Genomic DNA, 16,100 nt, shown 5'->3' on the forward strand with positions numbered 1-16,100 from the left:
ATATGCTTATTTGTACTTTGAACCTTTCGATTCTGAAAAATTGCGCACGATACGTTTCAATTGTACACATTCAGTTCGCGATAGCACCAACAACCTGTAATACTTCGTTTCGCGCCTGGTCAGGCTTTTCACTGTCAAGCCAGTGCACCCCTTCCCAACCACGCAACCAGGTTACCTGTCGTTTCGCCAACTGCCTCGTGGCGCAAACACCTCTATAAACCATTTCATCGTATGAAATTTCGCCTTCAATGTATGACCACATCTGGCGATACCCTACACAACGAATGGAAGGCAAATCCGTATGCAAATCTCCACGGGCAAATAGCGCCCGGACTTCTGCTTCAAAACCTGAAGCCAACATCTGATGAAAACGCTGCTCAATTCGCTGATGGAGCAGTTCACGGCTCGCCGGGGCGATAGCAAACTGATGCACCTGATACGGCAAAGCATCTCCTGACGTTTGCGTCAGCTCCGTTAAAGTTTTACCCGAAATGAAAAAAACTTCCAGTGCCCGGGAAAGTCTTTGCGGATCATTTGGATGAATACGCGCCGCAGCCACCGGATCTATTTCCTGAAGCTGTCGGTGTAACGCGTCCCACCCATGCTCTGCCGCCTGCTGCTCAATTCTGGCCCTGACTTCCGGATCTGCCGACGGTAACGGCGACAGCCCTTCAAGCAAGGCTTTGAAATATAACATTGTGCCGCCCACCAGCAGCGGAATACGCCCCGCGGCGGTGATATCGGCCATCTCGGCTAACGCATCGCGGCGAAAATCCGCAGCAGAGTACGCCTGGGACGGATCGCGGATATCCAGCAACCGGTGCGGCGCGGCCTGTAATTCATCTGCATCAGGCTTGGCTGTACCGATATCCATCCCCTTGTAAATAAGGGCGGAATCAACGCTTATCAACTCTACAGGCAAAACTTTACGCAATTCAATTGCCAGTGCCGTTTTACCGGAGGCCGTCGGCCCCATCAAAAAAATCGCCTTTGGCAGGCTCGCCTTACGGGTATCACTCATGTTTCAGGGCATTCATTACCGAATGTAAATCAACAGGTTGTAACAAACCACCCGGCGGCGCCTTCACGAGTTGTGGACAAAGCCGCTCAACATCCGCTAACAGCGTAATCGCCTGAGCCATGCTCCACTGCGGATGCTCGCTAATCAGATTACGTGCAATCCACTGTGCAATATTGCCCGGTTCGAATTCGGACTGCTGCGCCAGGTAGCCTATCAGTTCAGGAATCAAGATTTGTAAATTTTGTTGGCGTAAGGGTAAAGGCACCGCCCGGATGGTCACATGCTGTGCATCCAGTTGAAATTCAATACCCAACTCAGCCAGTTGGCTCTGCCCTTTTTGCAGCGCCGCTTTTTCATCAGCGTTTACTTTTAGACGTAAAGGGATCAGTAACGGCTGAGCGCAAACGACGCCCTGGTCCGGCGTTAACTGCGCCTGACGTAGCCAACGTTCCGCCACCGGCAATGCCAGCAACCGAATATGACCATCGCATTCGAGTAATGCGCAGTCCGTACCGACAATGGTTAGCACCCGCCCAAAGCCCTGACTGCTGCCGGACAAAGGAGCTGATGGCGTTTCAGAAACCGGCGTTTTACGCGGCGGAACCGGCGTCTGTAGCAGTTGCTGATAAATCTCACCCTGCTGCTTTTGATATCCAGGCTGGGCATGAGGCCAACTGGCCCCCGTCTGACGGCCACCACTACTGCCAGCGCCAGCAGATGCTGAGTAACGCGGTGTCGCAGGTTCACGCGCCGGGGCCGGTTCGGCAAAATGGTTACGCCCGGCCGCGACGCGGTTTTCTGGGATGTGCCTTGGCGCGGGCTCGTCATCATCAGCCAACGGCAGCGGCGTTTCAAGCTGCTGTTGCAGGACGCTCAACACGCCCTGGTAAATAAAATCATGCACCAGGCGGGACTGATGAAAACGGACCTCATGTTTGGCGGGATGTACGTTAACATCCACCTGATGCGGGTCGATTTCCAGATACAACACAAAAGCGGGCTGCTGATCGGCTCCCAGCTTATCTTCACAGGCCTGACGAATAGCATGGTTGATCAACCGGTCGCGCATCATCCGGCCATTCACATAGCAGTACTGGATTTCCGCCAGCGCCGCCGTTGTGTGGTTAGGATCGGCCACCCAGCCGCGCAGCGTTAAATCGCCATGCTGCCATTCAATCGCCAGCGCATGTTCCAGAAACGGCGTGCCGCAAATCGCGCCCAGTCGGCGCTCTTGCTGCCCATCCGCAGCCACTGCCCGGTACTGACGCACCACTTTGCCGTTGTGCGACAAATTAATCGTCACATCAAAACGTGCCAGCGCAATGCGGCGGATTATTTCGTCGATATGATTAAATTCAGTTTTCTCGGTGCGCATAAACTTGCGCCGCGCCGGAGTGTTGTAGAACAGATCTAACACCTCCAGCGTGGTTCCCACCGGATGCGCAGCGGGTTTAACCGTCACATCCATGTCGCGCCCTTCGGCATAGGCTTGCCAGGCTTCAGGTTGTTCTTGCGTACGCGACGTCAGGGTTAAACGAGAAACGGAGCTGATACTGGCCAGCGCTTCGCCGCGAAACCCGAGGCTCACGATGGCTTCGAGATCGTCAAGCGAGGAAATTTTACTGGTGGCATGACGCGCCAGCGCCAGCGCCAGCTCGTCTTTTTTAATCCCGCAGCCGTTGTCACGAATACGGATAAGCTTCGCGCCGCCGCGCTCAATATCAATATCAATGCGCGTCGCACCGGCATCGATACTGTTTTCCACCAGCTCCTTCACCACTGACGCAGGCCGTTCTACCACCTCGCCTGCGGCAATCTGGTTCGCCAGCTGTGGCGGTAGAACCTGAATCGGCATGGCTAATCCTTAATTTGTTAACGTGTTGCCAGGCGATACCGCACTCGCGGTTTGCGCCGGTGTGCCCTGAGGCCCGGTTTGCATCGGGTGCGCCTGGAAATAGTTACGCAATCCTTTGTAAATTGCCTCGGCCAGCTGCTGCTGGTAGTCATCACTCGCCAACAGACGCTCTTCGCTGTTGTTACTGATAAAGCCGGTTTCAACCAGCACTGACGGGATATCAGGCGAACGTAATACCCCAAGGCTGGCGTGTTCCGGACGACGCTTATGCATCGAGCCAATACGTTCTAACTGGCCGATCATGCTGGTCGCTACATCATACCCAACGCGTTGCGAATGACCGAACTGCAGATCCAACACGGCCTGGCTGAGATAAGGATCGGACTGGCTGTTTGCCAGCACATCGCCCGCCCCACCCAACAGTTCCGATTGCTTTTCGTGCTGTTCCAGCCAGCCGGCCATCTCACTGTTTGCCCGACGGTTTGACAGTACCCAGACGGAAGCACCAGTGGCATCCCGGTTTGGTGCGGCATCCGCATGAATAGAGACCAGGAAGTTGGCGTTTTGTTTACGCGCAACGTCTGAACGCCCCATCACCGAGATAAAGTAATCGCCATCACGGGTGAGTACGCCTTTAAACATCGGGTCATCATTGAGCAAACTGCGCAGTTTGCGCGCCACGGCAATCGTGACGTTTTTCTCACGTGTGCCACCGGGACCAATAGCGCCAGGATCCTGCCCGCCGTGTCCGGCATCAATGGCGATAACTACTTTTTCGCCGTTACTGGTACTGGCGCGCGCCGCAGGTCGTGTGGAGGTATTACTGTTGGTTACCATCGTGGTGCGATCGTTTTCCGCTTTAAACGGATTACGCGCAGGCTCGGCAGGGCGCGGGGCGATAACCGGCGCTTCAACACGCTTCGCAACCACTGGAGGTGGTGGAGGCGGCGGTGGCGCATCAGCTTTGATGGTAAACACGACGGTATAATTGCCGCCGTTCTGGCGTTTTACGGCTTCGGCTTTGCCGTTCTCGGTTAAATCCACAACCAGGCGCAGAGACTGCGCATCTTTTGGCGTGCCGGAACGGATAGATTTCACCAGATTATTGCCGCTAAACAGCAGCGGTAACCCCTGAATCACACCGGTTTGTTTAATATCCAACGCGACGGTTCGTTTCCCGTCCTGCGAAACTGCGTATTCAGGATCGCCAATAAAGCTCAGCGTAATCCGCGCTTGTTGATCGCCATTGGACACCTGAAGATCGGAGAGGCTGGCGGCCCCTGCCTGCGCGCACAGCAGGACCAGTGTTGCCATCAGCCAGTTTCTGATGCGATAAATCATCCCGCCACCCTTAAGGTTAATCGGCTAAACGCGCCAGCAATAAATCACCCGATGAGGAGACTGCGCTTATGCGCGCCTCTCGACCTTGCGCCTGATATTCAATGTGTATTTCGACGTCCGGGTCTGGCAGTACACCTTTACCTTGTTGCGGCCATTCCACCAGGCAGATGGCGTCATTGGCAAAATAATCGCGGATCCCCATAAATTCCAGCTCCTCTGGGTCCGCAAGTCGGTACAGATCGAAGTGATATACCATCAAATTATCGAGCGAATAGGGTTCAACCAGCGTATAGGTGGGGCTTTTTACATTTCCTTTGTGACCTAACGCCTGCAGGAATCCCCGGCTGAAAGTGGTTTTACCCGCCCCCAGGTCGCCGTACAAATAAATTACCGTCGCGCCATCACAGGCTTTGGCTACCCGCAGTCCCAGGTCTAAAGTCGCCTGCTCATCAGGTAGTGGAATTACTCGATTCATCATGATAAACGTCAATCACATCAGGGTTAACAATACGCTGTAGCGTGGTAAAGAGATCTGTCGCCAGCATGCCGCGCGTACCATAACGCGCCGCCAGCACATCCGCCGCCGCACCGTGCGCGACACATCCCGCACATGCCGCATCATACGGGGTAAGCTTCTGTCCGAGCAATGCGCCAATAATACCGGAAAGCACATCACCCATTCCGCCGCTGGCCATTCCAGCATTGCCGGTATCAATAATACCCAATTCGGCCTGTTCGGCAGCAACAACCGTACCCGCGCCTTTCAGCACGACGACGCCTCCGTACCGTTTTACCAGACGTTGTGCGCAAAGTAATCGATCGTCTTCAATTTCTGCAATGGAACAGCCCAGAAGTCGCGCGGCTTCACCAGGATGCGGCGTGATCACGCGATTGTGACGTTTATCGGGGTTGATTGCCAGCAGGTTCAGCGCATCCGCATCCCAGAGCATCGGTTTGCGAAAATTCTCTACCTTTTGCAGCGCTTTTTTACCCCATTCCTGCTGACCAAGCCCTGGTCCTATCACCACAACATCCGCCCACGCCAGGCTCTCTTCCAGAGTCTGCGGCGTCAGCGCATCGACCATCAGTTCCGGTCTGGCAGTCAGAATAGGCGCAATATTTTCACTTCGGGTTAGCACTTTGACCAACCCGGCTCCTGCACGCAGCGCCGCTTCACCGGCCATGCGTATTGCGCCAGCCGTACCGTGGTCACCACCGATGATCACCAGCCGACCGTGGGAGCCTTTGTGCGAGGTGGGTCGACGCGGCGTTAACCAGTGTACAAGCTGTTGAGCATCAAACCGTTGCAGCGGCGCGTTCTGCCCCGCCAGCCAGTCGTCCAGACCGAGTGCGTTAACATGCAGGCGTCCGGTGACATCGCGCGCTTTACCGGTTAGCAGACCTGGCTTCAACGCAATAAAGGTCACGGTGTGCTCCGCATTGATAACCGCGCCCGGCGCCGCGCCCGTCTGCGCCAGCAGGCCGGATGGAATGTCTATCGCCACGACAGGGGCAGGATGGTGATTGGCACGTTCGATCAATGCCGAGAGAGGCTCACGCGGCGCGTGTTTTAAGCCCGTGCCTGACAGCGCATCAATAATGACGTCCACGCGATCTGGCCAATTGATATCCGCAGCATGAATGACGCCACCGGCGTTAAGCCAGGCGTCGCGTGCCTGCTGTGCTTCCTCAGGGAGCGCTTTATCACTCTCCTGCGCCAGCAACGTAATATCAAGCCCCTGAGCTTTGGCAAGCCTTGCCACCACGTAACCATCACCACCGTTGTTGCCATGACCACATAGCACCAGCCAGTGCTGAGCGTTTGGATATGTCTCGCGGGTGACCTGAAACGCCGCCTCTCCCGCCCGTTGCATCAGCTCGTACAACGTCAGTCCTAAACTGTCTGCCGCCTCTCGCTCCATCCGCCTGATGTCATCGGCGTGCCAAATGGAGTGTGGTATACTTGCGGGGTTTTTCTTCATTGTATGGTCCGTCATGTCAGAGCCCCTCGATCTCAATCAGTTAGCGCAAAATATTAAACAGTGGGGGCTGGAGCTTGGCTTTCAGCAGGTCGGTATTGCCGATACCGACCTCAGCGAAGCGGAGCCCAAACTGCAGGCCTGGCTGGATAAACACTATCACGGCGAGATGGACTGGATGGCCCGTCACGGCATGATGCGCGCCCGACCTCACGAATTATTACCCGGTACGTTACGTGTCATCAGCGTACGTATGAACTATCTTCCTGCCAATGCGGCCTTTGCCAGCACGTTAAAAAACCCCTCTCAGGGTTACGTCAGCCGTTACGCGCTTGGGCGTGACTACCATAAACTGCTGCGTAACCGCTTAAAAAAACTGGGAGAGAGGATTCAACAGCACTGCGTTTCGCTGAATTTTAGACCTTTTGTCGATTCTGCGCCCATTCTTGAGCGTCCATTAGCGGAAAAAGCCGGGCTTGGCTGGACAGGTAAGCACTCACTTATCCTCAATCGCGCAGCCGGTTCATTTTTCTTTCTCGGGGAATTACTGATCGATTTGCCCCTGCCGGTCGACAACCCAGTAGAAGAAGGATGCGGGAAATGCGTCGCCTGTATGACCATCTGTCCCACCGGGGCCATCGTTGAACCCTACACGGTAGATGCGCGCCGCTGTATCTCTTATCTCACTATCGAACTGGAAGGCGCGATCCCGGAAGAATTTCGTCCCCTGTTGGGGAATCGAATTTACGGCTGCGATGATTGCCAGCTCATTTGCCCGTGGAACCGATACTCGCAGTTGACGACAGAGGATGACTTCAACCCACGCAAACAACTTCATGCTCCAGAGTTAATAGAGCTGTTTAGCTGGAGCGAAGCGTGGTTTTTAAAAGTCACGGAGGGGTCTGCTATTCGTCGTATTGGTCACCTGCGCTGGCTGCGAAATATCGCTGTTGCGCTGGGTAATGCCCCATGGGATGAAGCCGTTATTCACGCGCTGGAAAGTCGCAGAGGTGAGCACCCACTTCTCGACGAACACATAGAGTGGGCGGTTGCTCAGCAAATCGAGAAGCGAAATGCCTGCGTAGTTGAAGTGCAGTTACCGAAGAAACAACGTTTGGTCAGGGTCATTGAAAAGGGTCTGCCGCGTGACGCTTAAGTCATCCACAGCTTGTGTATAAAAATAAAAACACATTGATATTCAAGAGGGAAAAAATCGTCAAGTGATCGCATTAACAATTTGAAATGATAATTAATTCTATATTTTCAAAGAGTTAAAATGATACTATTCACCCGACTAAGTTTTTTGCATTCCAGGAATAATACCCGAACCTGTGGATAAGTCTGTTTACAAGAGTATGTCAATGACGAAACAAAACGTCCCCAACGTATTTATTCGCTGTGGATATTTTTATTGGGGTAAGAATTTGGAGCGGGAAACGAGACTCGAACTCGCGACCCCGACCTTGGCAAGGTCGTGCTCTACCAACTGAGCTATTCCCGCTTGGGTGTGTCTGTGCTTTGTAGACATAAGCACTTTCAAATTTTGGAGCGGGAAACGAGACTCGAACTCGCGACCCCGACCTTGGCAAGGTCGTGCTCTACCAACTGAGCTATTCCCGCTTAATCTTCGTCTTTCGAACCGCTACTGCGTTGGCTGCCTTCATTCGCCTAAGTCACTTACTTTAGTAGCTCCTAAGGACTCATTCAGTTGCCGCCTTGTCGCAATTCGAAATTCTGCGATTGGTGGTCTGTGCTTTACAAGCACTTTCAAATTTTGGAGCGGGAAACGAGACTCGAACTCGCGACCCCGACCTTGGCAAGGTCGTGCTCTACCAACTGAGCTATTCCCGCAAATTTGTACTGCTTTTGCTGCTGCCGTAACGTGTAATTCTCTGTCGTTACGGGAGGCGCATTATACGAGAAATCCGTTTAGCTGCAACCCCCCTAAAAGCGATTTTTTCGTTTTTCTGTTTAAATGCTGAATTTATCGGCAAGTCGTCTAATTTAGCGACAATCCTACCTCAGTGCAAGCACGCAGGAACGATATTCGTAGGTCGGGTAAGCCACAGCGCCGCCCGACCATCCACAAAATCAAAGCTTAATAAAATGTTCGCGATAGTAAGCAAGCTCAGCAACAGATTCACGAATATCGTCCATCGCCTGATGCGTTCCCTGCTTGGTGAAGCCAGCAAGAATTTCCGGCTTCCAACGACGCGCCAGCTCTTTCAACGTACTGACGTCAAGATAGCGATAATGGAAATACGCCTCCAGCTCCGGCATGTATTTAAACAGGAAACGACGATCCTGACCGATGCTGTTGCCGCAGATAGGTGATTTCCCTTCTGGAACCCACTCTTTCAAAAAAGCCAGCGTAGCCAGTTCAGCTTCACGATCCCCCATGGTGCTCGCCTTCACGCGATCCACTAGCCCACTACCGGTATGCGTACGTACGTTCCAGTCATCCATTAATGCCAGCTGTTCGTCGGACTGGTGCACCGCAATTGTCGGTCCTTCAGCCAGAATATTCAGGTTGGCATCCGTCACCAGCGTGGCTATCTCAATTATGCGATCGTGCTCGGGATCCAGACCTGTCATCTCCAGATCGATCCAAATCAAGTTGTTTTCATTGGCACTCATGCTATTTTCCACCCTTCAGCGTCACATTCAGTGTGACTATATTCATCTAAAATTGCGTGTATCATAAATGTTTTGCCCATTATGGGCGACCAGGAGTCAGTCCGATTGAGTAAGAATAAACTCTCCAAAGGCCAACAGCGCCGTGTGAACGCCAATCACCAGCGTCGTCTGAAAACGTCCACGGAGAAGCCAGACTACGACGACAACCTGTTTGGCGAAACCGCTGAAGGCATCGTTATCAGCCGTTTTGGCATGCATGCCGACGTGGAATCTGCTGACGGTGAGATTCACCGCTGCAACATCCGCCGTACAATTCGCTCGCTGGTGACCGGCGATCGCGTTGTCTGGCGCCCGGGAAAAGCAGCAGCAGAAGGCGTGAATGTCAAAGGCATCGTTGAAGCGGTACACGAGCGTACCTCGGTACTGACACGTCCCGACTTTTACGACGGGGTGAAACCCATTGCCGCCAACATCAACCAGATCGTTATTGTCTCAGCCATCTTACCCGAGCTGTCACTCAATATTATCGACCGGTATCTGGTAGCCTGTGAAACGCTACACGTTGAACCGATTATCGTATTGAATAAGATCGATCTGCTGGATGACGAAGGCATGGCCTTTGTTAACGAACAGATGGATATTTATCGCCACATTGGCTATCGCGTGTTGATGGTATCAAGCCGCACGAAAGACGGCCTGAAACCGCTTGAAGAAGCATTAACCGATCGCATCAGCATTTTTGCCGGTCAGTCGGGCGTTGGTAAATCTAGCCTGCTCAATAATCTTCTCGGTCTGCAGGAAGAGATCCTGACCAACGATGTCTCCGACAACTCCGGCCTTGGACAGCACACCACCACTGCCTCTCGCCTGTATCATTTCCCGCACGGTGGCGACGTTATCGACTCCCCTGGCGTACGTGAGTTCGGATTGTGGCATCTGGAGCCGGAACAAATCACACATGGTTTTGTCGAATTCCATGACTACCTGGGCCACTGCAAATACCGCGACTGCAAGCATGATACCGATCCAGGCTGCGCTATCCGTGAGGCCGTAGAAAAAGGGGCAATAGCCGAAACTCGGTTTGAAAATTATCACCGCATCCTGGAAAGCATGGCGCAGGTAAAAACACGTAAAAACTTTTCTGATACAGACAACTGACAACTAAGCTAAGCATCGCTAGAATCGTCCCCCTTTTTTCAGGATCCGGCCCGTATGCCGGATCGGGAACAAATTATGGCCTGGAGGCTACCTTGTTAAACTCATTTAAGCTTTCGCTACAATACATTCTGCCGAAACTATGGCTCACTCGCCTGGCGGGTTGGGGTGCGAGCAAACGAGCAGGATGGCTGACTAAACTGGTTATCGATCTGTTCGTGAAATATTACAAGGTCGATATGAAAGAGGCGCAAAAGCCGGACACCGCCAGCTATCGCACCTTTAACGACTTCTTTGTTCGCCCACTGCGCGACGACGTTCGCCCGATTAACACCGATCCAAACGTACTGGTCATGCCTGCTGACGGCGTGATTAACCAGTTAGGAAGCATCGAAGAAGACAAACTGCTGCAGGCCAAAGGGCACAGCTATACCCTTGAAGCACTGCTGGCCGGCAACTACCAGATGGCGGACAAATTCCGCAACGGTACGTTTGTGACCACTTACTTATCTCCACGCGATTACCACCGTGTACATATGCCGTGTAACGGTATCCTGCGTGAAATGATGTACGTGCCAGGCGATCTCTTCTCTGTAAATATCCTGACTGCGCAAAACGTTCCAAACCTGTTTGCACGCAACGAACGCGTAATCTGTCTGTTTGATACCGAATTTGGCCCGATGGTGCAGATTCTGGTCGGCGCGACCATCGTCGGCAGTATTGAAACCGCATGGGCTGGCACCATTACCCCACCGCGTGAAGGCGTCATCAAACGCTGGACCTGGCCGGAAGGCGAAAGCGAAGGGTCGGTGGCGCTGTTGAAAGGTCAGGAAATGGGCCGCTTTAAGCTCGGTTCCACCGTTATCAACCTGTTCGCGCCTGGCAAAGTTAACCTGGTTGAGCAGTTGCAGGACCTTTCAGTGACCAAAATCGGCCAGCCAATGGCCATCTCGACCGAGACATTCGTGACGCCAGAGGCAGAACCTGCCCCGCTTGCGAAAGAAGAGATCGAAGCAGAACACGACGCCAGCCCGCTGGTTGACGACAAAAAAGACGAAAGTTAAACATAGGAATCGCTGCTGTGCGCCTGATTATCACTTTTCTGATGGCCTGGTGCCTCAGCCTGGGGGCGTACGCTGCGACGGCCCCCGATGCCAAACAACTCACCCAGGAACTGGAGCAGGCAAAAGCGGCGAAACCTGCTCAGCCAGAAACCGTCGAGGCGCTCCAGTCCGCGCTGAATTCCCTCGAGGAGCGTAAAGGTTCTCTCGAGCGTGCCCAGCAATATCAGCAGGTTATTGATAACTTCCCCAAGCTGTCCGCAACATTACGCGCGCAGCTTAGCAACCTGCGCGACGAACCGCGCAATGTGCCAACCGGACTCACCACCGATGCGTTAAACCAGGAGATCCTCCAGGTCAGCAGCCAACTGTTGGAAAAGAGTCGTCAGGCCCAGCAGGAGCAGGATCGCGCCCGGGAAATCGCCGACTCGTTAAGCCAGCTTCCTCAACAGCAAACCGATGCCCGCCGCCAGCTAAATGAGCTTGAGCGACGTATTGGTACCGCCAACTCTAATCCCGCGCAGAATCAGGCGATGCAGGCTGAATCCGCCAAACTCAAAGCCCTGGTCGATGAACTGGAGCTGGCGCAGCTTTCCGCTAATAACCGCCAGGAGCTGGCGCGTATGCGCTCAGAGCTGGCGGAAAAACAGAGCCAGCAGCTCGATACTTACCTGCAGGCTTTGCGCAACCAGCTCAACAGTCAACGTCAGCGTGAAGCAGAGCGAGCGCTGGAAAGCACCGAACTGTTGGCGGAAAACAGCGCGGGACTGCCGGAAGGTATTGTCGACCAGTTCAAGGTTAACCGCGAACTGTCTCAGGCATTAAACCAGCAGGCGCAACGTATGGACCTGGTCGCCTCGCAACAGCGTCAAGCCGCCAGCCAAACGCTACAGGTGCGCCAGGCATTGAATACGCTGCGAGAGCAGTCTCAGTGGCTTGGGGTCTCAAATATGCTGGGAGAAGCACTGCGCGCGCAGGTATCCCGTTTACCGGAAATGCCCAAGCCTCAGCAGTTGGATACCGAAATGGCGCAGCTTCGCGTGCACCGTATGCGCTATGAGGATCTCCTCAACAAACAGCCGCAGTTGCGTCAGATTCATCAGGCCGATGGACAACCGCTGACCGCTGAACAGAGCAGCATTCTCAACGCCCAGTTACGCACCCAGCGTGAGCTGCTGAACTCTTTGTTACAGGGCGGCGATACGCTGATCCTTGAGCTGACCAAGCTCAAAGTCTCTAACAGCCAACTGGAAGATGCGCTAAAAGAGGTCAACGAAGCAACGCACCGCTATCTGTTCTGGACCTCGGACGTTAGCCCCATCTCCCTCTCCTGGCCTGTCGACATCGTCCAGGATCTGCGGCGTCTGATCTCATTAGATACGTTTAATCAGTTGGGCAAAGCCAGCATCATGATGCTGACCAGCAAAGAAACTCTGCTGCCGCTTTTCGCGGCATTGGTGCTGGTTGGCTTTAGCCTCTCTTCGCGCAAACACTTCACCCGTTTTCTGGAGCGTTCATCTGCCCGGGTCGGGAAAGTCACCCAGGACCACTTCTGGCTGACAATACGCACGGTGTTCTGGTCGATACTCGTCGCTTCTCCGTTGCCGGTGCTGTGGGCAACGCTCGGTTACGGATTGCAGGAAGCCTGGCCTTATCCATTGGCTGTCGCTATCGGGGATGGCGTTACCGCCACGGTGCCCATGCTGTGGGCAGTAATGATTTGCGCCACCTTTGCGCGCCCAAACGGTCTGTTCATTGCCCACTTTGGCTGGCCGCGTAACCGCGTCGCGAAAGCCATGCACTATTACCTGATGAGTATCGGGCTGATTGTGCCGCTGATCATGGCGGTGATTATGTTTGATAATCTCAATGACCGGGAATTCTCCGCCTCACTGGGGCGTCTGTGCTTTATTCTGATTTGCGGTGCGCTGGCGGTCGTGACCCTGAGCCTGAAACGCGCCGGGATACCGCTGTACCTCGATAAAGAGGGCAACAGCGATAACATGGTCAACAGCATGCTGTGGAATATGCTGATGGGCGCACCGCTGATTGCCATTCTCGCTGCGGCAGTGGGCTATCTCGCCACGTCGCAAGCTTTATTGGCGCGTCTGGAAACGTCCGTAGCTATCTGGTTCTTGTTACTGGTGGTGTATCACGTTATCCGCCGCTGGATGCTGATCCAGCGCCGCCGGCTGGCGTTTGACCGCGCCAAGCATCGACGTGCCGAAATGCTGGCGCAGCGCGCACGGGGTGAAGAAGAACCAGCGCATTCCACCAGCCTTGAAGGCACGATTGATGTTGATGAAAGCGAAGTGGATCTGGATGCTATCAGCGCGCAATCACTGCGCCTGGTGCGCTCTATCCTGATGCTTATCGCCCTGCTCTCGGTCATTGTGCTGTGGTCAGAAATTCATTCCGCTTTCGGCTTCCTGGAAAATATCTCGTTGTGGGATGTCACCTCCACGGTGCAGGGTGTGGAAAGTTTAGAGCCGATAACGCTGGGTGCAGTGCTTATCGCAATCCTGGTGTTTATCATCACTACCCAGTTAGTGCGCAACCTGCCCGCGCTGCTGGAGCTGGCGCTGCTGCAACATCTCGATTTAACCCCCGGCACCGGTTACGCCATCACCACCATCACCAAGTACCTGCTGATGCTGATTGGCGGTCTGGTGGGCTTCTCAATGATCGGTATTGAGTGGTCCAAACTGCAATGGCTGGTAGCTGCTCTCGGTGTCGGTCTGGGCTTTGGTTTGCAGGAGATCTTCGCCAACTTTATTTCCGGCCTGATTATCCTCTTTGAAAAACCAATCCGCATTGGCGACACGGTGACGATTCGCGATCTTACCGGTAGCGTGACGAAAATTAATACCCGCGCCACGACCATCAGCGACTGGGACCGCAAAGAGATCATCGTCCCCAACAAAGCCTTTATCACCGAGCAGTTTATCAACTGGTCGTTATCGGATTCGGTCACCCGTGTGGTATTAACCATCCCGGCACCGTCGGAGGCTAACAGCGAGGAGGTTACGCAGATCCTGCTTACTGCCGCACAACGCTGCTCGCTGGTTATCGATAACCCGGCGCCAGAAGTCTTCCTGGTTGACCTGCAGCAAGGGATTCAAATCTTCGAACTGCGTATTTATGCCGCTGAGATGGGGCATCGTATGCCGCTGCGCCACGAAATCCACCAGTTGATTCTGGCAGGCTTCCGCGAGCACGGTATCGATATGCCGTTCCCACCGTTCCAGATGCGTCTGGAGAGCCTCGGCGGTAAGCAAACGGGAAGAACCTTAAGTTCTGCGGGCAGAAGCAGTCGCCCGGCGGGGAGTTTGTAAACAAAAATGATGCCGGATGGCAGCTTCGCCGAATCCGGCCTACGAAGAATCATTTTTGTAGGCCGGATTCAGCAGGAAGTTTACTCCACCGCCCACTCAGGCTCGTTGGCCGTGCGGCGGCTGTAGTTCTGATAAATCGCCATTGCCAACAGCGAGAAGAAGATCGGGCCTCCGGTCATCCACAATGCGCTGTTCCAGTCCCCAGCTTCAATCACCGGCTGGATGATGGTGAACACATTGGCAAACGTCACCACTAGCACAACCACCGATGTGGCCAGTAACGTCGCCGCTCGGGTTTTAAAGACAACAAACGGTCTTTCCAGGCCCGTACGGGCTTTAAAGAACGGAAACGCCAGCGCGAGGAACAGATACGGCAGCGTCATCGAGACGTTCGCCATCAGCGTCAGTTTGTTATAGAACGCTGAAGCCGTATCGCCGCCAAACGAAACCAGCAGGATAAACAGGCTCACCAGCAGGCACTGCAACCACATTGCCGTCGTCGGCATCCCCACGGCATTTAGTTTGGTCATTGGCGCTGGCCACAGCGCCTTCGGCGTTCCCTGAATAATCGCTTTCAGTGGCGAATAGCTGAGCGTGAAAAAAGCGCCGGTATAAGCGAGAAACATAGAAAGCCCGGTGATACGCGCGAACCACACCCCCGTCACCATCGCGGTTTCAGGAGAAAGATGCAGCGCGTTACCTAACGTCATCCCGAGGCTTTTCATCAGGATATACGTTATATTGCCGAGGTTGACCGAGCTATTGCTTAATACTTGCTGCCAGTTGGTGCTAACGCCCCATAAAAATATGGCCAGTGAATAACCGACAGAAATGACAATCGCGGCAAAGACAATGCCTTTCGCAAAGTTCTTTTCTGGCTTTTCTGTTTTATCAACTAATCCACCCACGGCTTCTATTCCGCCGTATGCAAAAATGGCAAACACAACAAATGACAACATGGCCAGACCGGACTGATATCCCGGATTAGGTGAGGAGATGAAATTAATATCCTGCGCAAAGTGACCACCAGTTAATAACAAAATAGCGACACTCACTAACAACAGAACTAAATTAAGACACATTACGGCAATTCCGCCTACAGCCGTAATACGAGCAATCTTATTAATACCCCGGGAGGCCACGCAGGTTACCAGAATCATCCAACCGACGGCGAGCAACCCGACGACCTGCGTAGGCTCAAGCCCCGCAAAACGCCAGTGCTGCGTCATGTCCGCGCCAAATAAGAAGGTTGAAAAAGGTACCCAGACTTTCGCTGCGGTGCTTACCATCCATATCACATAGGAAGAAAACCACATAAACGTGCCGATAAACGCATAGCGTGGCCCAACGCTATTATTCATCCACGAATAGATTCCGCCCTCTTCTTTCCGATAGGCAGCCCCCATTTCCGCCATCATTAAAGCAAATGGGATAAAGAATAATAATGCAGAAAATATATACCAAGGAATCGCGCTATACCCCATTAGATAGAATGCGGAGGGGCTATTCGCAAAACCGAAAACAGACGTAAATATCATGAGGATGAGACCTATAAGGCTCATCTTTTTTATTGTTTGGGTCATTAAACCATCCCTTACTCTGGCAAGCGTTTAACAAACGCCACTCACCGGTTGGCACTGCCCTCTTTTCAGAGTTCAGCGATAGAAAAATCAACACAGAATTGATACCTGAACGATATCAAATATCCAGGAGTAA

11 protein-coding genes and 3 tRNA genes are annotated in these 16,100 nt (G+C 53.5%); 4 read left to right on the forward strand and 10 right to left on the reverse strand.

Annotation, left to right across the window (positions count from 1 at the left end):
• Nucleotides 1-70: 70 nt before the first annotated feature.
• From miaA to nnr, 5 genes are read right to left on the reverse strand one after another with little or no spacing between them, the layout of a single operon-like run.
• The gene (miaA, locus tag HV302_RS21985; RefSeq protein WP_016151413.1) at nucleotides 71-1,021 is read right to left on the reverse strand and encodes a tRNA (adenosine(37)-N6)-dimethylallyltransferase MiaA; all 951 of its coding nucleotides are present in this window, start codon (nucleotides 1,019-1,021) and stop codon (nucleotides 71-73) included.
• The gene (gene mutL, locus HV302_RS21990) at nucleotides 1,014-2,876 is read right to left on the reverse strand and encodes a DNA mismatch repair endonuclease MutL (RefSeq protein WP_019078200.1); all 1,863 of its coding nucleotides are present in this window, start codon (nucleotides 2,874-2,876) and stop codon (nucleotides 1,014-1,016) included. The genes miaA and mutL overlap by 8 nt, the downstream gene beginning before the upstream one ends.
• Before the next feature lie 9 nt (nucleotides 2,877-2,885).
• A complete protein-coding gene (amiB, locus tag HV302_RS21995) occupies nucleotides 2,886-4,217 on the reverse strand; it encodes an N-acetylmuramoyl-L-alanine amidase AmiB (RefSeq protein ID WP_019078199.1) in 1,332 nt (443 codons plus the stop codon).
• A 16-nt stretch (nucleotides 4,218-4,233) separates the two neighbouring features.
• Entirely contained in the window at nucleotides 4,234-4,695 is a 462-nt protein-coding gene (gene tsaE / locus HV302_RS22000) for a tRNA (adenosine(37)-N6)-threonylcarbamoyltransferase complex ATPase subunit type 1 TsaE (RefSeq protein ID WP_016151410.1), read from the reverse strand.
• A complete protein-coding gene (gene nnr, locus HV302_RS22005) occupies nucleotides 4,667-6,214 on the reverse strand; it encodes a bifunctional ADP-dependent NAD(P)H-hydrate dehydratase/NAD(P)H-hydrate epimerase (RefSeq protein ID WP_181626580.1) in 1,548 nt (515 codons plus the stop codon). The genes tsaE and nnr overlap by 29 nt, the downstream gene beginning before the upstream one ends.
• Here nnr and queG point away from each other — a divergent pair.
• Nucleotides 6,213-7,352, forward strand: a complete 1,140-nt coding sequence (gene queG, locus HV302_RS22010) for a tRNA epoxyqueuosine(34) reductase QueG (RefSeq protein ID WP_181626581.1) — start codon at nucleotides 6,213-6,215, stop codon at nucleotides 7,350-7,352. The two genes, nnr and queG, sit on opposite strands and share 2 nt — an antisense overlap.
• 269 nt (nucleotides 7,353-7,621) lie before the next feature.
• On the opposite strand, the gene HV302_RS22015 is transcribed toward queG, so the two are convergent.
• From HV302_RS22015 to orn, 4 genes are all read right to left on the reverse strand, one after another.
• Nucleotides 7,622-7,697, reverse strand: a tRNA-Gly gene (locus HV302_RS22015).
• Nucleotides 7,698-7,740: 43 nt separating this feature from the next.
• Nucleotides 7,741-7,816 (reverse strand) — tRNA-Gly (locus HV302_RS22020).
• A gap of 155 nt (nucleotides 7,817-7,971) precedes the next feature.
• Nucleotides 7,972-8,047: transfer RNA gene (locus HV302_RS22025), tRNA-Gly, on the reverse strand.
• A gap of 240 nt (nucleotides 8,048-8,287) precedes the next feature.
• Nucleotides 8,288-8,833: an oligoribonuclease gene (gene orn / locus HV302_RS22030; protein ID WP_141895813.1), complete on the reverse strand. Its 546-nt coding sequence runs from the start codon at nucleotides 8,831-8,833 to the stop codon at nucleotides 8,288-8,290.
• 105 nt (nucleotides 8,834-8,938) lie between these two features.
• Between orn and rsgA the strand changes: the two genes are divergently transcribed.
• The 3 genes from rsgA to mscM all read left to right on the forward strand — a co-directional run bounded on the left by rsgA (nucleotide 8,939) and on the right by mscM (nucleotide 14,384).
• Nucleotides 8,939-9,991, forward strand: a complete 1,053-nt coding sequence (gene rsgA / locus HV302_RS22035; protein WP_019078196.1) for a small ribosomal subunit biogenesis GTPase RsgA — start codon at nucleotides 8,939-8,941, stop codon at nucleotides 9,989-9,991.
• 92 nt (nucleotides 9,992-10,083) lie between these two features.
• On the forward strand, nucleotides 10,084-11,052 hold the full coding sequence (gene asd, locus HV302_RS22040; RefSeq protein WP_047358902.1) for an archaetidylserine decarboxylase: 969 nt from the start codon (nucleotides 10,084-10,086) through the stop codon (nucleotides 11,050-11,052).
• Nucleotides 11,053-11,069: 17 nt separating this feature from the next.
• Complete coding sequence (mscM, locus tag HV302_RS22045; protein ID WP_047414963.1) at nucleotides 11,070-14,384, forward strand: miniconductance mechanosensitive channel MscM; 3,315 nt, start codon at nucleotides 11,070-11,072, stop codon at nucleotides 14,382-14,384.
• An 80-nt stretch (nucleotides 14,385-14,464) separates the two neighbouring features.
• Here mscM and yjeM read toward each other — a convergent pair whose 3' ends face one another.
• On the reverse strand, nucleotides 14,465-15,967 hold the full coding sequence (gene yjeM / locus HV302_RS22050; protein ID WP_181626582.1) for a glutamate/gamma-aminobutyrate family transporter YjeM: 1,503 nt from the start codon (nucleotides 15,965-15,967) through the stop codon (nucleotides 14,465-14,467).
• Nucleotides 15,968-16,100 lie beyond the last annotated feature (133 nt).

It is taken from the genome of Citrobacter sp. RHBSTW-00859 (genome assembly GCF_013729795.1).
Taxonomy (GTDB): domain Bacteria; phylum Pseudomonadota; class Gammaproteobacteria; order Enterobacterales; family Enterobacteriaceae; genus Citrobacter; species Citrobacter braakii.

Bases quoted from the DNA above. Each gene is read 5' to 3' on its own strand.
- nnr (WP_181626580.1), bottom strand. From the start codon at position 6,214: ATGACGGACCATACAATGAAGAAAAACCCCGCAAGTATACCACACTCC.
- queG (WP_181626581.1), top strand. From the start codon at position 6,213: ATGTCAGAGCCCCTCGATCTCAATCAGTTAGCGCAAAATATTAAACAG.
- tsaE (WP_016151410.1), bottom strand. From the start codon at position 4,695: ATGATGAATCGAGTAATTCCACTACCTGATGAGCAGGCGACTTTAGAC.
- amiB (WP_019078199.1), bottom strand. From the start codon at position 4,217: ATGATTTATCGCATCAGAAACTGGCTGATGGCAACACTGGTCCTGCTG.
- yjeM (WP_181626582.1), bottom strand. From the start codon at position 15,967: ATGACCCAAACAATAAAAAAGATGAGCCTTATAGGTCTCATCCTCATG.
- miaA (WP_016151413.1), bottom strand. From the start codon at position 1,021: ATGAGTGATACCCGTAAGGCGAGCCTGCCAAAGGCGATTTTTTTGATG.
- orn (WP_141895813.1), bottom strand. From the start codon at position 8,833: ATGAGTGCCAATGAAAACAACTTGATTTGGATCGATCTGGAGATGACA.
- mutL (WP_019078200.1), bottom strand. From the start codon at position 2,876: ATGCCGATTCAGGTTCTACCGCCACAGCTGGCGAACCAGATTGCCGCA.